Origin of the sequence: Thermoanaerobacter sp. YS13 (assembly GCF_000806225.2) — a bacterium.
GTDB lineage: Bacteria > Bacillota > Thermoanaerobacteria > Thermoanaerobacterales > Thermoanaerobacteraceae > Thermoanaerobacter > Thermoanaerobacter uzonensis.
The window spans coordinates 123,871-140,054 of the sequence record NZ_JOOI01000002.1 but is presented as its reverse complement, the minus strand read 5'-3'; the positions used below and the strand labels follow the sequence as shown (position 1 = coordinate 140,054).

The window sequence follows — 16,184 nt, the reverse complement described above, 5'->3', positions numbered from 1 at the left end:
GAGGATAAATATGGAATTTATAGTTAGCTTATTTAGTCAGCCATCCATAATGGTTGGTATAATGGCTCTAATAGGTTTAATTGCTCTAAAAAAATCTGTGCAAGAAATTATTAATGGCACTCTAAAAACAATAATTGGTTTTATTATTTTACAAATTGGTGCTGGAGCAATTGTTAGTTCACTTAATGTATTAGGGCCATTGTTCCAGAATGCTTTCCATTTACAAGGAGTTATTCCGACAAACGAAGCGGTAATTGGACTAGCGCAAAAAATGTTTGGAACAGAAATGGCTTTAATGATGGCATTTGGTTTTTTGGTAAATCTAATTATAGCACGACTTACACCTCTTAAGTATGTATTTTTAACAGGACATCATATATTATTTATGTCTGGTCTTTTGGCTGCAGTATTGAGCACAGCTGGTTTTAGAGGAACTGAATTGGTCATAGTTGGTTCACTAATCTTAGGTTCTACAATGGTTCTTACACCAGCAGTTGTACAACCATATTATAGAAAAGTTACGGGAAACGATAGCGTTGCAATGGGTCATTATAATGCTTTAACATATTTTCTTTCTGCATATATTAGTGGATTAGTAGGAGATAAGAAGAGATCAACAGAAGATATTAAAGTACCACAAGGATTAAGTTTTTTCAAAGATAACACTATTTCAACAGCTATAATTATGATGATAATTTTCTTAGTAACACTATACTCCGCAGATAGGAAACTAGTTTTAGAAACATCTGGTGGACAAAATATTTTTATATTCGCTATTACTCAAGCATTAACATTTACAGCAGGTTTTGTAGTTGTTCTTCAAGGTGTTAGAATGATGCTTGCCGAAATTGTGCCTGCCTTTAAAGGTATTGCAGAAAAGATAGTTCCAGATGCAATACCAGCCCTTGACTGCCCAGTAATTTTCCCATTTGCTCCTAACGCAGTAATTGTTGGTTTCTTATCATCTCTTGTAGGTGGAATAGTAATGTTCCTTATATTACCTTATATGGGATTACCGGTTATTATTCCTGGTTTGATACCGTTGTTTTTTGTAGGTGCAGCTGCTGGAGTACTGTCTAATGCCGCAGGAGGTTTAAGAGGTACGATTATAGGAGGTTTTGTAAATGGCTTAATTCTGACTTTTCTTCCTGCAATTTTACTACCAGTAATGGGACAGCTTGGATTTGCAAATACAACTTTTGGAGATGCTGATTTTGCGGTAACAGGAATTGTTGTAGGATATGCAGCAAAGTTCTTTAATAAAACTGGTGTATATATTTTGATTGGCTTGTTGTTATTACTCTTTATTATAGTTTCCCTTGTTGCTAAACCTAAAAAAGTAGAAAAAGCGGAGTAAAGATTAAAAGAAAAAACAATTTAATGAAATTGACCAAGGAAGTATTCCTTGGTCAATTTTCAATAAAGGAGGGAAGTGTTTTTGTGAGTAAAAATGAAAATTTAAAAAAAATAGCAAAAGAAATACGACTAAACATAATTAATATGGTTTCAGAAGCAACTCATGGACATCCGGGGGGATCTTTATCTTGCGTAGATATTTTGACAATATTGTATTTTAGTAAAATGAATATAAAGCCTGAAGATCCTGAGTGGGAAGACAGAGATAGATTTGTACTTTCAAAAGGTCACGCAGCTCCTGCCCTTTATGCTACTCTTGCTAAAAAGGGTTATTTTTCAGAAAATCTCTTATCTACTTTAGATAAGCTTGGCTCAATACTTCAGGGGCATCCCGATATGAAATCCACACCGGGACTTGATATGACCACAGGGTCATTAGGGCAAGGACTTTCTGCTGCAAATGGAATGGCATTAGCAGGTAAATTAGATAAAAAAGGCTATAGAGTCTATGTAATATTAGGAGATGGAGAATTACAAGAAGGGCAAATATGGGAAGCAGCTATGACAGCAGCACATTACAAACTCGACAACTTGACTGCAATACTTGACTTTAACGGCTTACAAATAGATGGCCCAAACAGAGAAGTAAAAAACATAGAACCAGTTGCAGATAAATTCAAAGCTTTTGGATGGCACGTAATAGAAATAGACGGCCACGACTTTGACCAAATAGACAGGGCCATAGAAGAAGCAAAAGCTACAAAAGGAAGACCTACATTGATAATAGCTCATACGATAAAAGGGAAAGGTGTATCCTTTATGGAGAATCAAGTAGGATGGCATGCAGGTATTATTAATGAAGAACTAAGAAAAAGAGCCATTGAAGAGCTTACAGTGGGTTAAATGTGATGATAGTAAAAAATTAAAAAAAATTAATGGCTTAAAAAATATAAAAGATTATAAAATGAAAAAAGGGGGCTATGGTTTTGAATGATTTACTTATAGCAGCGAAAAAGAATAAGTATGCTATTGGAGGCTTTAATTTTAATTTTTATGATGATGCATTAGGCATAGTTTTAGGAGCATATGAATTGAGTTCTCCTGTATTTTTGATGGCTAGTGAGGGAACAGTTAAATTTTTAGGATTTAAAAAAATAGTTAATTATCTAAAACAGCTAAAAGAAGATTTTAATATTCCTATTGTTTTACATCTTGATCATGGTAAAAATATAGAAATAATAAAAGAGTGTATAAAAAATGGATTTGATTCTATAATGTACGATGGCTCACTGCTTGATTTTGAAAATAATATTAAAAATACCAGAATGATAGCTGAATTATGTCATGACAGAGGAATACCATTAGAAGGTGAATTGGGCAGAATATTAGGAATAGAAGAGAATGTTGAAAATATTGATGATGCATTAACCGATCCGGATAGTGTAATGGAATTCATAGAAAGGAGTAAAGTAGACTCTTTGGCAATAGCTATTGGGAATGCACATGGATTATATAAAGGTAAACCTAAGTTAGATTTTGAGAGACTCTCAAAGATTAATGATATTTCTTCAGTGCCTTTAGTTTTACATGGAGGGACGGGTATACCTTTAGAAGATATAAAAAAAGCTATAAAATTAGGTATAAGTAAAATAAATATCGGAACTGAAATAAAGATAACATATTTTAAAACTATAAAAACATATATTGAAACTATTAATAAAAATGATGTAAGACGTTTAATTTCTACTATTCAGAATGATGTCGAAGAACTTGTAAAACAATATATTGAGATATTTGGTAGTTCTAATAGGGTATGATTATCAATATCTCCGAGGCGAATTTCATGAAAATAGGTGTACTAATTACAAAACAAGCCGTTGAATAATTAAAAAATGATTATGGGGAAATGGTTTACTATGCATTGGGTAAAATTGAGGATTGTGCTTTATAATTATTACCAAAAAGTTTCCTTGTTTTTCACATTCCATTTCATTATTTTCTCCCTTTGTGTTATAATTTTCTAAAGGACATTTTTATTAATGTGTTTTGACATAAGATAACTTCACATATGGAAACACGATAAAAGACTTTTGGGGGAGTGATTTTATGGAAAACTTTGTTTTTTCAAGCCCTACAAAGATTATTTTTGGTAAGGGAACAGAACATCAAGTGGGTGAAGAGGTAAAAAAGTATAGCAGCAAAGTATTATTTTGCTATGGTGGAGGAAGCATAAAAAAATCTGGCTTATATGATAAAGTTATAAATTCTTTAAAAGAAGCTGGAGTTGAGTTTATAGAGCTATCAGGTGTAAAGCCTAATCCAAGGCTCAGCCTTGTGCAGGAAGGAATAAAATTATGCCGAGAAAATAATATCGATTTTATTTTAGCTGTTGGCGGAGGAAGCGTTATTGACACTGCAAAGGCTATTGCAATGGGAGTACCTTATGATGGCAATGTGTGGGACTTTTTTGTAGGAAAAGCAAAGCTTAAAAGGGCCTTACCTGTAGGTGTCATTTTAACTATTCCTGCAACAGGAAGTGAAGCAAGCGATGCTACAGTTATTACAAATGAAGACGGATGGTATAAAATGGGATTTCATCATGAGATGCTTAGACCTAAATTTGCAATTATGGACCCAGAGCTTACATATACTCTTCCTGCTTATCAAACAGCCTGTGGTGTTGCGGATATTATGGCCCACGTAATGGAAAGATATTTTACAAATGTGAAAAATGTTGATTTGACTGATAGGCTATGTGAGGCTACTTTAAAAACGGTTATAAACAATGTTCGTATCGTGCTAAGAGACCCAACAAATTACAATGCAAGAGCAGAAATTATGTGGGCAGGTACGATCGCACACAATGATTTACTAAGTACAGGAAGGATAGGAGATTGGGCTTCCCATAAAATTGAACATGAATTAAGTGCTATTTACGATATTGTCCATGGAGCAGGACTTGCAATTATTTTCCCGGCATGGATGAAGTACGTATACAAGCATGATATAAATCGCTTTGTACAATTTGCTTTAAGAGTATGGGATGTGGACATACCTTATGAAAACCTCGAAGAGGTAGCATTGGAAGGTATAAGACGAATGACAGAATTTTTTAAAGAGATTGGTCTTCCTGTTACGCTCAAAGAAGCAGGTATTTCTGAAGACAGATTTGAGGAGATGGCTAATAAATGTACAGACAATGGTAATAAAAAAATTGGCAATTTTGTAGAACTAGGGAAGGAAGATGTTATCAATATATATAACTTAGCAAAGTAAGATTTCTGAAGGTCAGTCATTCTTGACTGACTTTTTTAATGGGATTTTATATTTTATAATTAGTTAATAATTTGTTACAAATTGGACATAAAAAATTGATATGATTTGTGATATAATCAATATGACACAGTAGAAACTAGTAATTTTAATATGGGGGATCAATATGGATAATAACGCAAATTTAAAGCGCAGTGAAAGAAAAAGGCATAAAGAAAAAGGGAAAAATAAAAGTACAGCAAGAAGTATTTTGAAATTTATAATATATGCCGTTATAATCTTAGTGTTTGCAGGGATGGGGGTAATTGGCGGAAAAGTTTTAGCTATAATTAAAAATACTCCTCCGATTTCGCAAGAGGCTTTGACAGCGCAAAGCCAATCCTCCATTGTATATGCAAAGGACAGCAATGGTCAGTGGCAAAGAGTAGCAATACTTCATGGTGCTGATAATAGGCTATGGGTTCCTATAGAGAAAATACCTAAAGATTTGCAAAATGCTTTTGTGGCTATAGAAGATCAAAGGTTTTATAAAAATAATTTAGGGATTGACCCCATAAGAATTATTGGAGCACTCATTGCCGATATTAAAGCAGGGGGTAAGCCTGTTGAAGGCGCAAGTACTATAACGCAACAGCTTGTAAAGAATACTATGCTTTCTAGTGAAAAGACGCTTACCAGAAAAATACAAGAGGCTGTACTTGCGTGGAGATTAGAGCAAAAGTATACAAAAGATCAAATACTTGAAGCATACCTTAATACAATATATCTTGGAGGACCTAATGTAAATGCTTATGGGGTTCAGGCGGCAGCTTTGGCTTACTTTGGCAAAGATGTAAGCCAGTTAGACTTAGCAGAATGTGCTATGATTGCCGGTATTACGAATAATCCTTCTTTATATTCACCTTATGCCAATTTAGAAGCTGCTACAGAAAGGCAGCACCTTGTTTTAAAAGAAATGCTTAAACAGGGATATATTACTAAAGAACAATACGATAAAGCAATAACAGAAAAATTGGTGTTCAAAAAGACAAATTTTACCACATATGACCATAAATATTTTATAGACCAAGTCATAAATGATGTAGCTGATGAATTGTCTAAAAAACTCAATATCTCTCATGACGAAGCAATAAACAAAATATATAATGGCGGACTCAGAATTTATTCGACAATGGATTTGAGAATACAAAATTATATTGAAGAGGCTTTTAAAAACCCAGAACTTTTTCCTATGAATTCAAAGATTAAAGACGAAGTTCAGGGTGCAATGGTTGTAATGGATTGGAGAACAGGAGAAGTTAAGGGACTTGTTGGGGGACGTGATACTTCTAATATAGTTAGAGGATTCAATAGGGCAACTCAAGCTTATAGACAACCGGGCTCTTCAATAAAACCTCTTACGGTTTATGGACCGGCTTTGGAAACTGGGCTGACAGCAGCGACAGTTGTTGATGATGTTCCCACAACTTTTGGCAATTGGACTCCTCATAATTACGAAAGTTCTACTTATAGGGGACTTGTAACGTTGAGAGAAGCTTTGACTTATTCATTAAACATCCCTGCTGTCAAAGTCGTTGATAGGGTAGGTATAGCTACTTCTGCAAACTATGGTAAAAAATTTGGACTTGATATAACCAAGAACGATATGTATTTGCCCGCTCTTGCTCTTGGGGGCCTTTACAAGGGAGTTACGCCTCTTCAAGAAGCTGCTGCTTATGGTGCAATTGCAAATGGAGGAGTTTATACAACACCCATTACTTTTACTAAAGTTACAGATTCTGAGGGGAATTTGATTTTGGAAAATAAACCGTTAAGACATGTAGTTTTAAGTGAGCAAAATGCCTATATATTAACGAGCATGATGGAAGACGTTGTAAAATACGGTACAGGTACTCGTGCGAGACTTCCTAATATGCCTGTTGCTGGTAAAACTGGTACTACTGACAATTACAGTAATGCATGGTTTTCAGGTTTTACTCCTTATTATGTTGCTACTGTGTGGATGGGCTATGATAATAATTCTATATCATTATACGATAGCAGAACGGGTACTAGGGTAGTAGGTGGTAGTTACCCTGCTCAGTTGTGGAAGATGGTGATGCTTCAAATACACAAAGATTTACCTTATAAAGATTTTGTAAGACCACCGAGAATTATTTCTGTCACAGTATGCAAGGATTCAGGGGAACTTCCTACAGATTTGTGCCATTTGGATCCTAGAGGTGATAGAACCTATACTGAAATTTTTGCACAGGGTACACAGCCTACCACTTATTGTACTGTTCATGTTACAGCAAAAATAAATTCTCGAAATGGGAAACTTGCAACTGCTTTAACGCCTCCTGACCTTGTAAAAGATGCTGTATTTATAGATCCACCTGGAAGAACACCAGAACAAAATGCAGTAGCAGCTGATGGCAAGTATGTAGTACCGACGCAATATGATGATACTACTTCAATATTGCCAGGAAATAATGAACCAAACAATGCTCCTAATACTCCATCGGATGTGGTGCCACCGCCTTCCAACAATGGCACTACTCAACTCCCTCCTGCGGGAGAACCGACTACACCTACAAACAATAATGGCTCTACGCCGCAAAATCCAAATAACGGAGTGCAAAGTCTGACCAATCCGATACCTCCAACAAACGGCAATAAAAACCCGTAATTTTAAAAAGCATACTCGAAAGGCTAGCTTTCGAGTATGCTTTTTTTATAAAATGTGCTATTATTAAGGTAATGGATGGTTGGAGGGGTCAATTTGAAAAAAATTATTTTTTTAATAATCATTTTAGTGATAATTTTATCAGGATGTAGTGATTTAAAAACGCCAGGGGAAGCTATAAAGCCTCCTAAAAATAATATGGCAACTGTCATTTCACAGAATGGAAATTTGCCCCTTTGGATAATTCGAAGCAATGGAGAGAGGTTTTTTGATACGGGTTTTATATCCAATGACAAAATTGTTACTTTGGTTTACAAAGATGGTGGCATATATTTAAGAACATATAAAAAAAGTGAAATAATTAAAGAAAAGTTTTTAGGTACAAAAGCAGATTACAGAATATTAGATAGGGCTCTAGATAGATTTGTTGTTAAAAAAGGAGAGACGGAAATAACACTTTATGACGATAAACTAAATACAATTTTAAATTTAGAGGTAGACGTTCAAAAAGATGCCTATCAAAAAAATGTATTAGATGCTATATTGTCTCCTGATGGGAATGTTCTTGTTATTTCAAATGTACATTATAAAGGCAATTATCCGGTTAATGGGGAATTTATTTTATTTAACAAGGGGAAGATTGTTAAAAAGATAGATAAGGTAATACCACAACTTGCAAATTTTAGTGATGATAGTAGTAAGTTTTTGTTTGTTGACTTAAATAGTGAAAATAAAGCCAATAATACTTTTTTATATAATCGAGAAGGGAATCTGATAAAAGGGATGAAAATGCCCATTTATTCTTCAACAATGAGGGAAAATTTAAATATAGCAAAAGTTTCGGCCGCATTATCTGGCGATGGAAATGCAACTTTGTTTTCTAATTATTATGGTGATGGGCTATATATAGAAAAATTAAATGAGAATAAGATAAAAATTCCGATGGCAACAGAACGATTTTACACTAATAAAAATGCGACCAAATTTGTCATAGGCAATTATGGAGTTTCTAAGATTTATGATGGTTATGGAAAACTTTTAGATTATATTGTAGTGAACTATGGGCTTATAAATGATGTACATTTTGAAGGTAACAATACTTTCTTTGCGGTAAATGGAACGACAGTTCCTAATTCAAAGAGTAAAGATTACATAGGTGTTATGGATGAAAGCGGAAATATGGTGTGGGCTGCAAAAGTTTATGATACTGTGGCTATGCTTAGATTTTCTCCAGATGGTAAAAGAATTATGGCACAGTCATCAAGATTTATATCAGTGTATGACTATCACAATGGTAAAGTAGATGTCATACCTCGTCCTATAAATGGCAAATACCCCGAATCTATTTGGAAAAAACTATTAAATGAAGATATTGATGTAGAAAATGCCTTTATTTTTACAGATGAACTGGGAAATATTTATGCTGCAAAAAATAGAACTTTGACAAAAGCAACAAAGAATGGTAATAAGTTTTGGGTTGTAGATACAAGCAAGCCGATTAAATTTTTCGCTTTGTCTCAAAATGGGGAAATGATCGCTTTAGCTGTAGAAGATGACAAAGGTAGTGAAATTATAGTTTACAATAAGTCTGGAATGGTGATATCTCACAAATATATAAGAAATGGGCATCAAATCACTTCAATTGCAGTATCCCCTGATGGAAAATATTTTTCTTATGCTGTATCCACTCCTGAATATGAGGAATATGGGTCATTTATAGACTTATTTAATGATAAAGGGTACATGATATGGGAACAAAAAATTAAATCAATACATGTTTATAATTTGGATATAAATAATAATGTGGTTACTGCATGTTTTAATGACGGTAAATTTACAGGATATTTAGCTTTAGATTTTAATGGCAAAATGCTTTATAATAAAGATATGAAAAACAATATGCCTTTTATAAAAAGTTCGAGAGATGGCCAAATATTTTTTATAAGGAGCTTAGATGATGAATTTGCGTTTTATAATAGAGAAGGTACGCCCGTAAGTGAGAGTTATACCAACAAGGGTATTATACAAGATGTATTAATGTCTGAGGATGGTAAAATTGCAGTATTGATATCTTACAGTGAAGATTATAAAAAGTACGATATTACTTTTTTCAATAATTTTAAAGCCATAAAAAATATAACTTCAGATTGGGGTATTACAAAAGCAGTCATGACACCTGATGGAAAGTACGTTGTAATTCTATCGCGGGAATACAGTAATATAATGAATAATGCTAATAAATTGACCATGTATGACAGTGAAGGGAATATGTTATATACCTATTATCATAAGAGTGGTATTTATGATATTTCGATTACAGATGACGGTACGAATTTGTACTTATATTGTGCAGACGGTTATGTATACAGATATCGCAATAAATAGTATTTTGTTGAAAGGGGGCTTTTAATTTGAAAAGCATTGATTATTTAAAAGAATTAACTAAGTTTGAGCACAGGGGCTCTGCGACAAAAAATGAAAGGCAAGCCGCAGAATATATTTTACAACAATTAAAGAGGATGGGGTATAAAGTTGAGAAGCAGACTTTTAAAACTACAAGAGACAATCTATATATGCTTCCTTTACAAGTGGGTATTTTGCTATTTATTTGCGGTTTTTTCTCATTGAAGTACGGCGGACCTTTAGAAATAGCAGTACTTTTACTCAGTTTATTTGCGATAAGCCTTTTGTTATTAGAAGTAAGTGGTAAGCCAGTTGAAACAAGTATAATGCCAAGGTTTTTATCTCAAAATGTTTTTACAAGTTTTGATGAAAGCCGCAGCAAAAGAATAATTGTATCAGCTCATTATGATACGCAAAGAGGCAGTATAATGTTTCATCCCAAGGTTGTAGATAATCTCAATTTAATTTACAATATTTCATATGTGGGTTTTGGGCTTATACCAATTGGAATTTTGTTTAATATTTTCAATTTAAAAGTTATAGCTTCTGCAATATTGTATATTGGACTTGTTATTGTTTTTACTGATATAGTTTTTATGGCTATATGTGAAGTAACAGGCAGGTACACACAAGGGGCAAATGATAATGGCACAGGGGTAGCTTTAACTTTAGCATTGGCAGAGTATTATATAAACCATAAAGACAAATTTCCAGATAATGTTGATGTGATATTTTTATTTACTGGCAGTGAAGAAACAGGAGAAAGAGGGATGAAAAATTTTATAAGAGAATACCGTAAAAAACTTTCTAAAGAGACCAAATTCATCATACTTGATAATCTTGGAACTGGTAAAGTTACATACCTTGAGGGAGAAGGAATGATACTTTATAAAGAAGCTGGGAAAATGTTACTTGATATAGCAGAGAAGATGGCAAAAGTTCATGCTGGAAAAGTTCAAAAAATGAAAAATTTGCTCCTCCCTACAGATGCTCTTCCAGCAATGGCCGCTGGATTTGATGCAATATCGTTTCTTGGAAAAGATGAAAATGGAAGACTAGGTAACTACCATTGGCATACAGATACAATAGAAAATGTTGACACACAACTATTAAGTTATGAAGAAGAGTTTTTTAAAGAGTATTTAGTTAAAGTAGCAGAAATATTAAATTGACAAAAATTTAACTTGACTATATTTGAAAAATCGAATATAATTTATATGAAAGGGTGAAAAGAAGTGGAAGCTGACGTATATAATAAAGCTGCCGAATACTTTAAAGCATTATCACATCCTACAAGAATAAAAATAATAGAGCTTTTAAGCAAAAAAGAAATGTGCGTATGTCAGATGATGGCAGCACTAAATTTAGACCAATCCCATGTATCAAGGCATTTAATGGTATTAAGAGCAAATAAAATGGTAAAAACGAGAAGAGAAGGTACTATAATTTTTTATTCTTTAACAGATGAAAATATCATAAACATTATCGAGAAAGTGAAAAATATCTTTCTTGTCACAAAATAAATTTTTTTACTTGCTATATTCGAATATTCGAATATAAAAATATATGAGGGGGGTTAATATAAATGATAATTGCTTTTGCATCAAAAAACCATCTTGGCTTAAATAGCGATATAGGAAGTAATATTGTTTCATCAGAGTATTTTACTGTTGCAGAAATTGAAAATGGAAAATTAAAGAAAGTCAAAAACGTAGAAAATCCCTTTTTTAAAGAAGAGGAAATAAATGCACAAAAATTTGTTGATTTTATCAAAAATACCAATGCACAAAAAATCGTAATTTCAGTTGTAGATAATGCTGACATAGAAAATGAGCTCTTATTAAATGATATAGAAGTTATAAAGAATGTAAATGGAAGGATAGCTGATATATTGAAAGAGCTTTAAACGCTGGAGAGGAGGTGAAATATGTGGCAAAGAATTGGTATCCTATAATAGATAAAGATAAATGCATTCAGTGTTATCAATGTGTGAACTTTTGTCCACACGACGTTTATACCATTGGTGACGATGGGTATCCGGCTGTTGTAAATCCAGACAACTGCGTGGAATTTTGCCGTGGATGTTCAAAAATTTGTGATAATGAAGCTATAACATATTTTGGAGATAGGAGGTAATTTTTATGAGTAAAAAAGGATTACTTTTATGTGTCTGCCAAGGCACATGTCCATCATTTCAAGAGATGGATACATTTGAAGTTTTGAACACTCTAAGAAGAGAGGGTATTTTTGAATGGGTAGGATTACATCCTCAACTTTGTGCAGATGATGGAGATAGGTATTTAAGGGAATTATTAAGAGGAGCTCAAATAGATGAACTTTATGTTGCTGCCTGTGATCCTACAATGCAGAGAAAAATGTACAGAGATGCTTTTGATGACGTAGGATTTCCTAGAGATAAGCATATTGGAATCGAGATAAGAAACATGAATACACAGCAGGTTATTGAGGAAATAAAGAAAGCTGTTGCTCAAAGAGAACAATCTCAAAGTAAATAGTTTGTCTAAAAAGGCTTCGATTGTTGCTAATGCTGTAAAAAAAATATTTAGCAACAATCGAAGTCATACTTTTTAGGGAAAGTTATAAAGTATTTATCTACTTAGTTGTTGACATATGTTAATTATGCTGATATAATATATTCGTTAATTCGAATATATTAATGGAGGAGCGATCAATGGAACACAGAATATGCTTTAACTGCATTATAAGACACTTTTCACCGGCATGGTATGCATCCGTTATGGGTACTGGTGGATTTGCTAATGTTCTCTATTTGTTAAGTGCAGAAATGCCTTTTTTAAAACCAGTAGCTGTAGCACTTTTCTTTTTAAATATATTTTTGTTTTTAATATTTATAATTCCGTGGGTAGGAAGATGGTTTTTACATTTTGATAAATTAATAGAGGATTTAAAGCATCCTGTTATGTCTAACTTTTTTGTTACTATGCCTGTAGGAGGTTTAATTCTTGGAACAAACTTTTTTATGATAGGCAAGGAATATTTTAGCATGGCATTTATTGTAACATTGAGCACAATTTTGTGGATATATGGTGTAGCTCTTGCCTTAATTTTTGGAGTTTTTGTAACATACAATATGATGATAACAGAGGGTATAGGTCCTGAGCTTACAAATTACTCATGGTATATAACTCCTGTTGCAAGTATTGTAGTGCCTTTATTAGGGAATCTTTTAGTTAAGGCTTATGCTGCTAAAAATATGGAATTGGCAAAATTAATAAATATTACAGATATAGTTTTTTATGGAATTGGATTAATGCTCTTTGTTATACTTAGTAGTATTATTTTGAATAGATTTATAAATCATGCAATGCCGCATGCCATGGCAACGCCAACTTTCTGGATTATACTTGGTCCTATTGGTGTAGGAACTGTAAGTTTGATGGGTATTGCTGACGCTTCGAAGGAAATAGGGTTAATTTTGGTGGCAGATTCTTTAAAGATGCTTTCACTAATTTTATGGGGTTTTGGACTTTGGGCATTTGTGCTTACTGTTATAATAACAATTAAATATCTTATGGAAGGTGGAATACCTTTTTCACTTTCGTGGTGGGCATTTATATTTCCACTGTCAGCATATACTTTGTCAGCTTTTAGTGTATTTATGTATACAAAAATACAGCTTATATATTGGTATACAGTATTATTAGCAATTTTACTTGCTATATTGTGGATAAGCACTTTTATAAAGTCTTTGATTGGAACGCTTAATGGTACCCTATTGGTTCCACCAGAAAGTAATAAAAAATAGTTGGATATTTTGGCCAGTAGGCCAAAATATTTTAACTTAAATATTTGATAAATCGAATATTTAAAAGTTCTTTTTAAGCTAAAAGGAGTGTAAGAAATGGTTAATCTTAAAAAATTGCAAAGCCATCTCAATAATTGGATGCTTGTTTATACATTGATATTAATGATTGCTGGTGTATGGGTAGGCTATGGGCATAGCGCTACTTTATGGGTAAAAGCAAATCAGCAGTTTTTAACTCTTTTAAATACTATTGCAGTTTTCTTTATCATCTATCCTATGATGGTAAATGTTAAACTTGAATTGCTTTTAAAGTCAATGAAAAATTGGAAGGCATTGTTATTAAGTTTGATATATAACTTTGCTTGGGCGCCGATTTTTGGATATTTTATTGCAACATATATGATTAAAGATCCTGCTTTGTCAATTGGATTTTTATTGGTTATGGTGGTTCCTTGTTCAAGTATGAGCATTACTTATACAGGCCTTGCTGAAGAAGATGTTGAATTAAGCACTATGATTGTGGCTTTAAGTTTTATTGCGGCAATTTTTGCAGTTCCATTTTGGATGAGGATTTTTGCTTCTCATACGAATGTTCCTGTACCGACAGGTCAACTACTTATGTCTATATTAGAAGTTCTTATTTTGCCAATGGTGTTAGGTTATTTAACAAGGACTTTGGTAGTGAGAGCTTTTGGAGAAGAGAAATTTAAAAATATACAACCAATTTTTCCATCTATATCTATAATTTCAATGTACATTTTAATTTTCTTGATATTCTTTAGTAAAGCTGGTATGGTTGTTGATAAAATAGGATTAATATTGTTTTTGCTTGTTCCAAATGCTATCTTTATTGCAGTTACACTGATATTTGTTACATGGCTTAATAAAGTATTGCACTTTTCGTATAAAGAACATATGGCAATTGTATTTGCTAGTACAGGGAAAAATAATGGGACTGCTGTTGCACTAGCTACTGCCGCTTTTTCTCCTATGGTTGCTATACCAGCAGCTACTATGCCTATCTTTCAGATTATTTTACTGATTTTATATCTTAAATTAGGGCCTTGGATAAAGAAGTATTATGAACCCGTAAATAAAAGAATCTCAGAAGAATAATCAATTATTACTTATAACATGGATATGCTAAATTATTCTAGATATTTAAGATATAAACTTGCATAATATTAAAATATATAAAAAACATACAAAAGAAAGGAAGGATAATTATGAGAGAGTTAAAGTATGATGTGGTAGTGATAGGTGGTGGCCCTGGTGGTACACCAGGAGCGAATATGTTAGCTAAAAAAGGACTAAAGGTGGCACTTGTAGAAAAAGGAGTAGGCCTTGGTGGAACATGTTTGTTTGAAGGGTGTATTCCTTCAAAAATTTATATTGAAACTGCCACAAGATATTCAGAAATAAAAAATTCAAGCAAATTTGGAATAACATTATCTTATGATAATATCAGTGTGGATTTTGGTGCTCTGAAAGAGAGGAAAGAAGCGATATTGAAAGCGAGAGTCGAAAGAGCAGAAAAAATTGCTAAAATGAATAAACTTGATATCTACTATGGGGTGGCACAGATTACGGATAAAAATTCTGTAGAAGTTGATACGAGAGACGGAAAAGTAAAATTATTATTTGACAAACTTATTATAGCAACTGGCTCTGAGACAGTTAAACCTCCTATTTCAGGAATTAATTTGCCTGGTGTTATTTTTAGCGAAGATATATTTAAACTGGAAGCTAAGCCTGATTCAATTGCTATTATAGGGGGAGGATATATAGGGGTTGAGATAGCTTCCATGTTTGCAAGATTAGATACAAAGGTAATCATTATTGAAGCATTACCAAGGATTCTTGCAACTGAGGATGTTTCAATAAGCGAGGCGGTTACAGAAGGATTGAAAAATGTTAATGTAGATATGTATACAGATGCGAAAGTTTCTGTTATTGAAAAAGAAGGAGGACTGCTGAAAGTAAATTATAAACAAAATGGTGAAGATAAAACTGTTCAGGCTGAAAAAGTTCTTGTTGCTGTTGGAAGAAGACCACGTACAAAAGAATTAAATCTCGATGTGCTAAATATTAAGTTGGGAAATCATGGAGAGATTCCGGTAAATGAATACATGCAAACGGAAAATATAAACGTATATGCTACAGGGGATGTAAATGGCAGAATAATGCTTGCACATGCAGCAACGAGAGAGTCTATTATTGCGGCAAAAGCGATACTGGGAGAAAAAGTGCCCATGACATATAATGCAATTCCACATGCGATATTTTCTGAACCAGAAGCTGCAAGTGTTGGTATTGATACAACAAAGGCTCATGAACTTGGTTATAAAGTTGTGCGATATTCTTATGCTGAAGATGCTAGAGCTCTTATTGTAGGAGATAAAAAAGGATTTGTTCAAATAATTGCCGATCCCAAGACACATAAATTATATGGAATGCAGATAGTTGGCAAAGGGGCAGGAGAGTTGATTGCAGAAGCAACGCAAGTTATCAGAATGAACGGAAAAGTTGAAGATATTACGGCAACCATACACACACATCCAACATTAAGCGAAATAATAGCAGAAGCAGCAGAAAAAGCGTTAAGTAGCTTTTAATGTTTTTCTAGTAAATATTATTTCTATAAAAGAATGCCGTCAAACAAGTTGAAAAATTGGTATAAAATGTTAAAATACACGA

14 protein-coding genes are annotated in these 16,184 nt (G+C 33.2%); all 14 read left to right on the top strand.

Annotated features, from left to right (window positions below; genetic code table 11):
* Positions 1 to 10: 10 nt before the first annotated feature.
* The 14 genes from THYS13_RS08535 to lpdA all read left to right on the top strand — a co-directional run bounded on the left by THYS13_RS08535 (position 11) and on the right by lpdA (position 16,102).
* A complete protein-coding gene (locus THYS13_RS08535; RefSeq protein ID WP_042834144.1) occupies positions 11 to 1,357 on the top strand; it encodes a PTS ascorbate transporter subunit IIC in 1,347 nt (448 codons plus the stop codon).
* Positions 1,358 to 1,440: 83 nt separating this feature from the next.
* Positions 1,441 to 2,259 carry a transketolase gene (locus THYS13_RS08530; protein WP_042834143.1) on the top strand — a complete coding sequence of 273 codons (819 nt, stop codon included), beginning with the start codon at positions 1,441 to 1,443 and terminating at the stop codon, positions 2,257 to 2,259.
* An 83-nt stretch (positions 2,260 to 2,342) separates the two neighbouring features.
* Positions 2,343 to 3,173 (top strand): class II fructose-bisphosphate aldolase, encoded by an 831-nt coding sequence (locus tag THYS13_RS08525; protein ID WP_042834141.1) that lies wholly within the window; start codon positions 2,343 to 2,345, stop codon positions 3,171 to 3,173.
* 289 nt (positions 3,174 to 3,462) lie between these two features.
* Positions 3,463 to 4,632: an iron-containing alcohol dehydrogenase gene (locus tag THYS13_RS08520; protein ID WP_042834140.1), complete on the top strand. Its 1,170-nt coding sequence runs from the start codon at positions 3,463 to 3,465 to the stop codon at positions 4,630 to 4,632.
* A 163-nt stretch (positions 4,633 to 4,795) separates the two neighbouring features.
* The gene (locus THYS13_RS08515; RefSeq protein ID WP_042834139.1) at positions 4,796 to 7,300 is read left to right on the top strand and encodes a transglycosylase domain-containing protein; all 2,505 of its coding nucleotides are present in this window, start codon (positions 4,796 to 4,798) and stop codon (positions 7,298 to 7,300) included.
* Positions 7,301 to 7,393: 93 nt separating this feature from the next.
* Complete coding sequence (locus THYS13_RS08510) at positions 7,394 to 9,682, top strand: WD40 repeat domain-containing protein (RefSeq protein ID WP_042834138.1); 2,289 nt, start codon at positions 7,394 to 7,396, stop codon at positions 9,680 to 9,682.
* A gap of 26 nt (positions 9,683 to 9,708) precedes the next feature.
* Positions 9,709 to 10,872, top strand: a complete 1,164-nt coding sequence (locus tag THYS13_RS08505) for a M28 family peptidase (RefSeq protein WP_042834137.1) — start codon at positions 9,709 to 9,711, stop codon at positions 10,870 to 10,872.
* A gap of 63 nt (positions 10,873 to 10,935) precedes the next feature.
* A complete protein-coding gene (locus tag THYS13_RS08500) occupies positions 10,936 to 11,223 on the top strand; it encodes a metalloregulator ArsR/SmtB family transcription factor (RefSeq protein ID WP_006569261.1) in 288 nt (95 codons plus the stop codon).
* Between the two features lie 62 nt (positions 11,224 to 11,285).
* Positions 11,286 to 11,606: a NifB/NifX family molybdenum-iron cluster-binding protein gene (locus THYS13_RS08495; protein ID WP_003870224.1), complete on the top strand. Its 321-nt coding sequence runs from the start codon at positions 11,286 to 11,288 to the stop codon at positions 11,604 to 11,606.
* 23 nt (positions 11,607 to 11,629) lie between these two features.
* Positions 11,630 to 11,836: a ferredoxin family protein gene (locus THYS13_RS08490; protein ID WP_003870223.1), complete on the top strand. Its 207-nt coding sequence runs from the start codon at positions 11,630 to 11,632 to the stop codon at positions 11,834 to 11,836.
* A gap of 5 nt (positions 11,837 to 11,841) precedes the next feature.
* Positions 11,842 to 12,216: a hypothetical protein gene (locus THYS13_RS08485; protein ID WP_042834136.1), complete on the top strand. Its 375-nt coding sequence runs from the start codon at positions 11,842 to 11,844 to the stop codon at positions 12,214 to 12,216.
* Positions 12,217 to 12,392: 176 nt separating this feature from the next.
* Entirely contained in the window at positions 12,393 to 13,487 is a 1,095-nt protein-coding gene (locus THYS13_RS08480) for a C4-dicarboxylate ABC transporter (protein ID WP_042834135.1), read from the top strand.
* A gap of 96 nt (positions 13,488 to 13,583) precedes the next feature.
* Entirely contained in the window at positions 13,584 to 14,603 is a 1,020-nt protein-coding gene (locus THYS13_RS08475) for an arsenic resistance protein (RefSeq protein ID WP_042834134.1), read from the top strand.
* Positions 14,604 to 14,713: 110 nt separating this feature from the next.
* Positions 14,714 to 16,102: a dihydrolipoyl dehydrogenase gene (lpdA, locus tag THYS13_RS08470; RefSeq protein ID WP_042834132.1), complete on the top strand. Its 1,389-nt coding sequence runs from the start codon at positions 14,714 to 14,716 to the stop codon at positions 16,100 to 16,102.
* Positions 16,103 to 16,184: the final 82 nt, after the last annotated feature.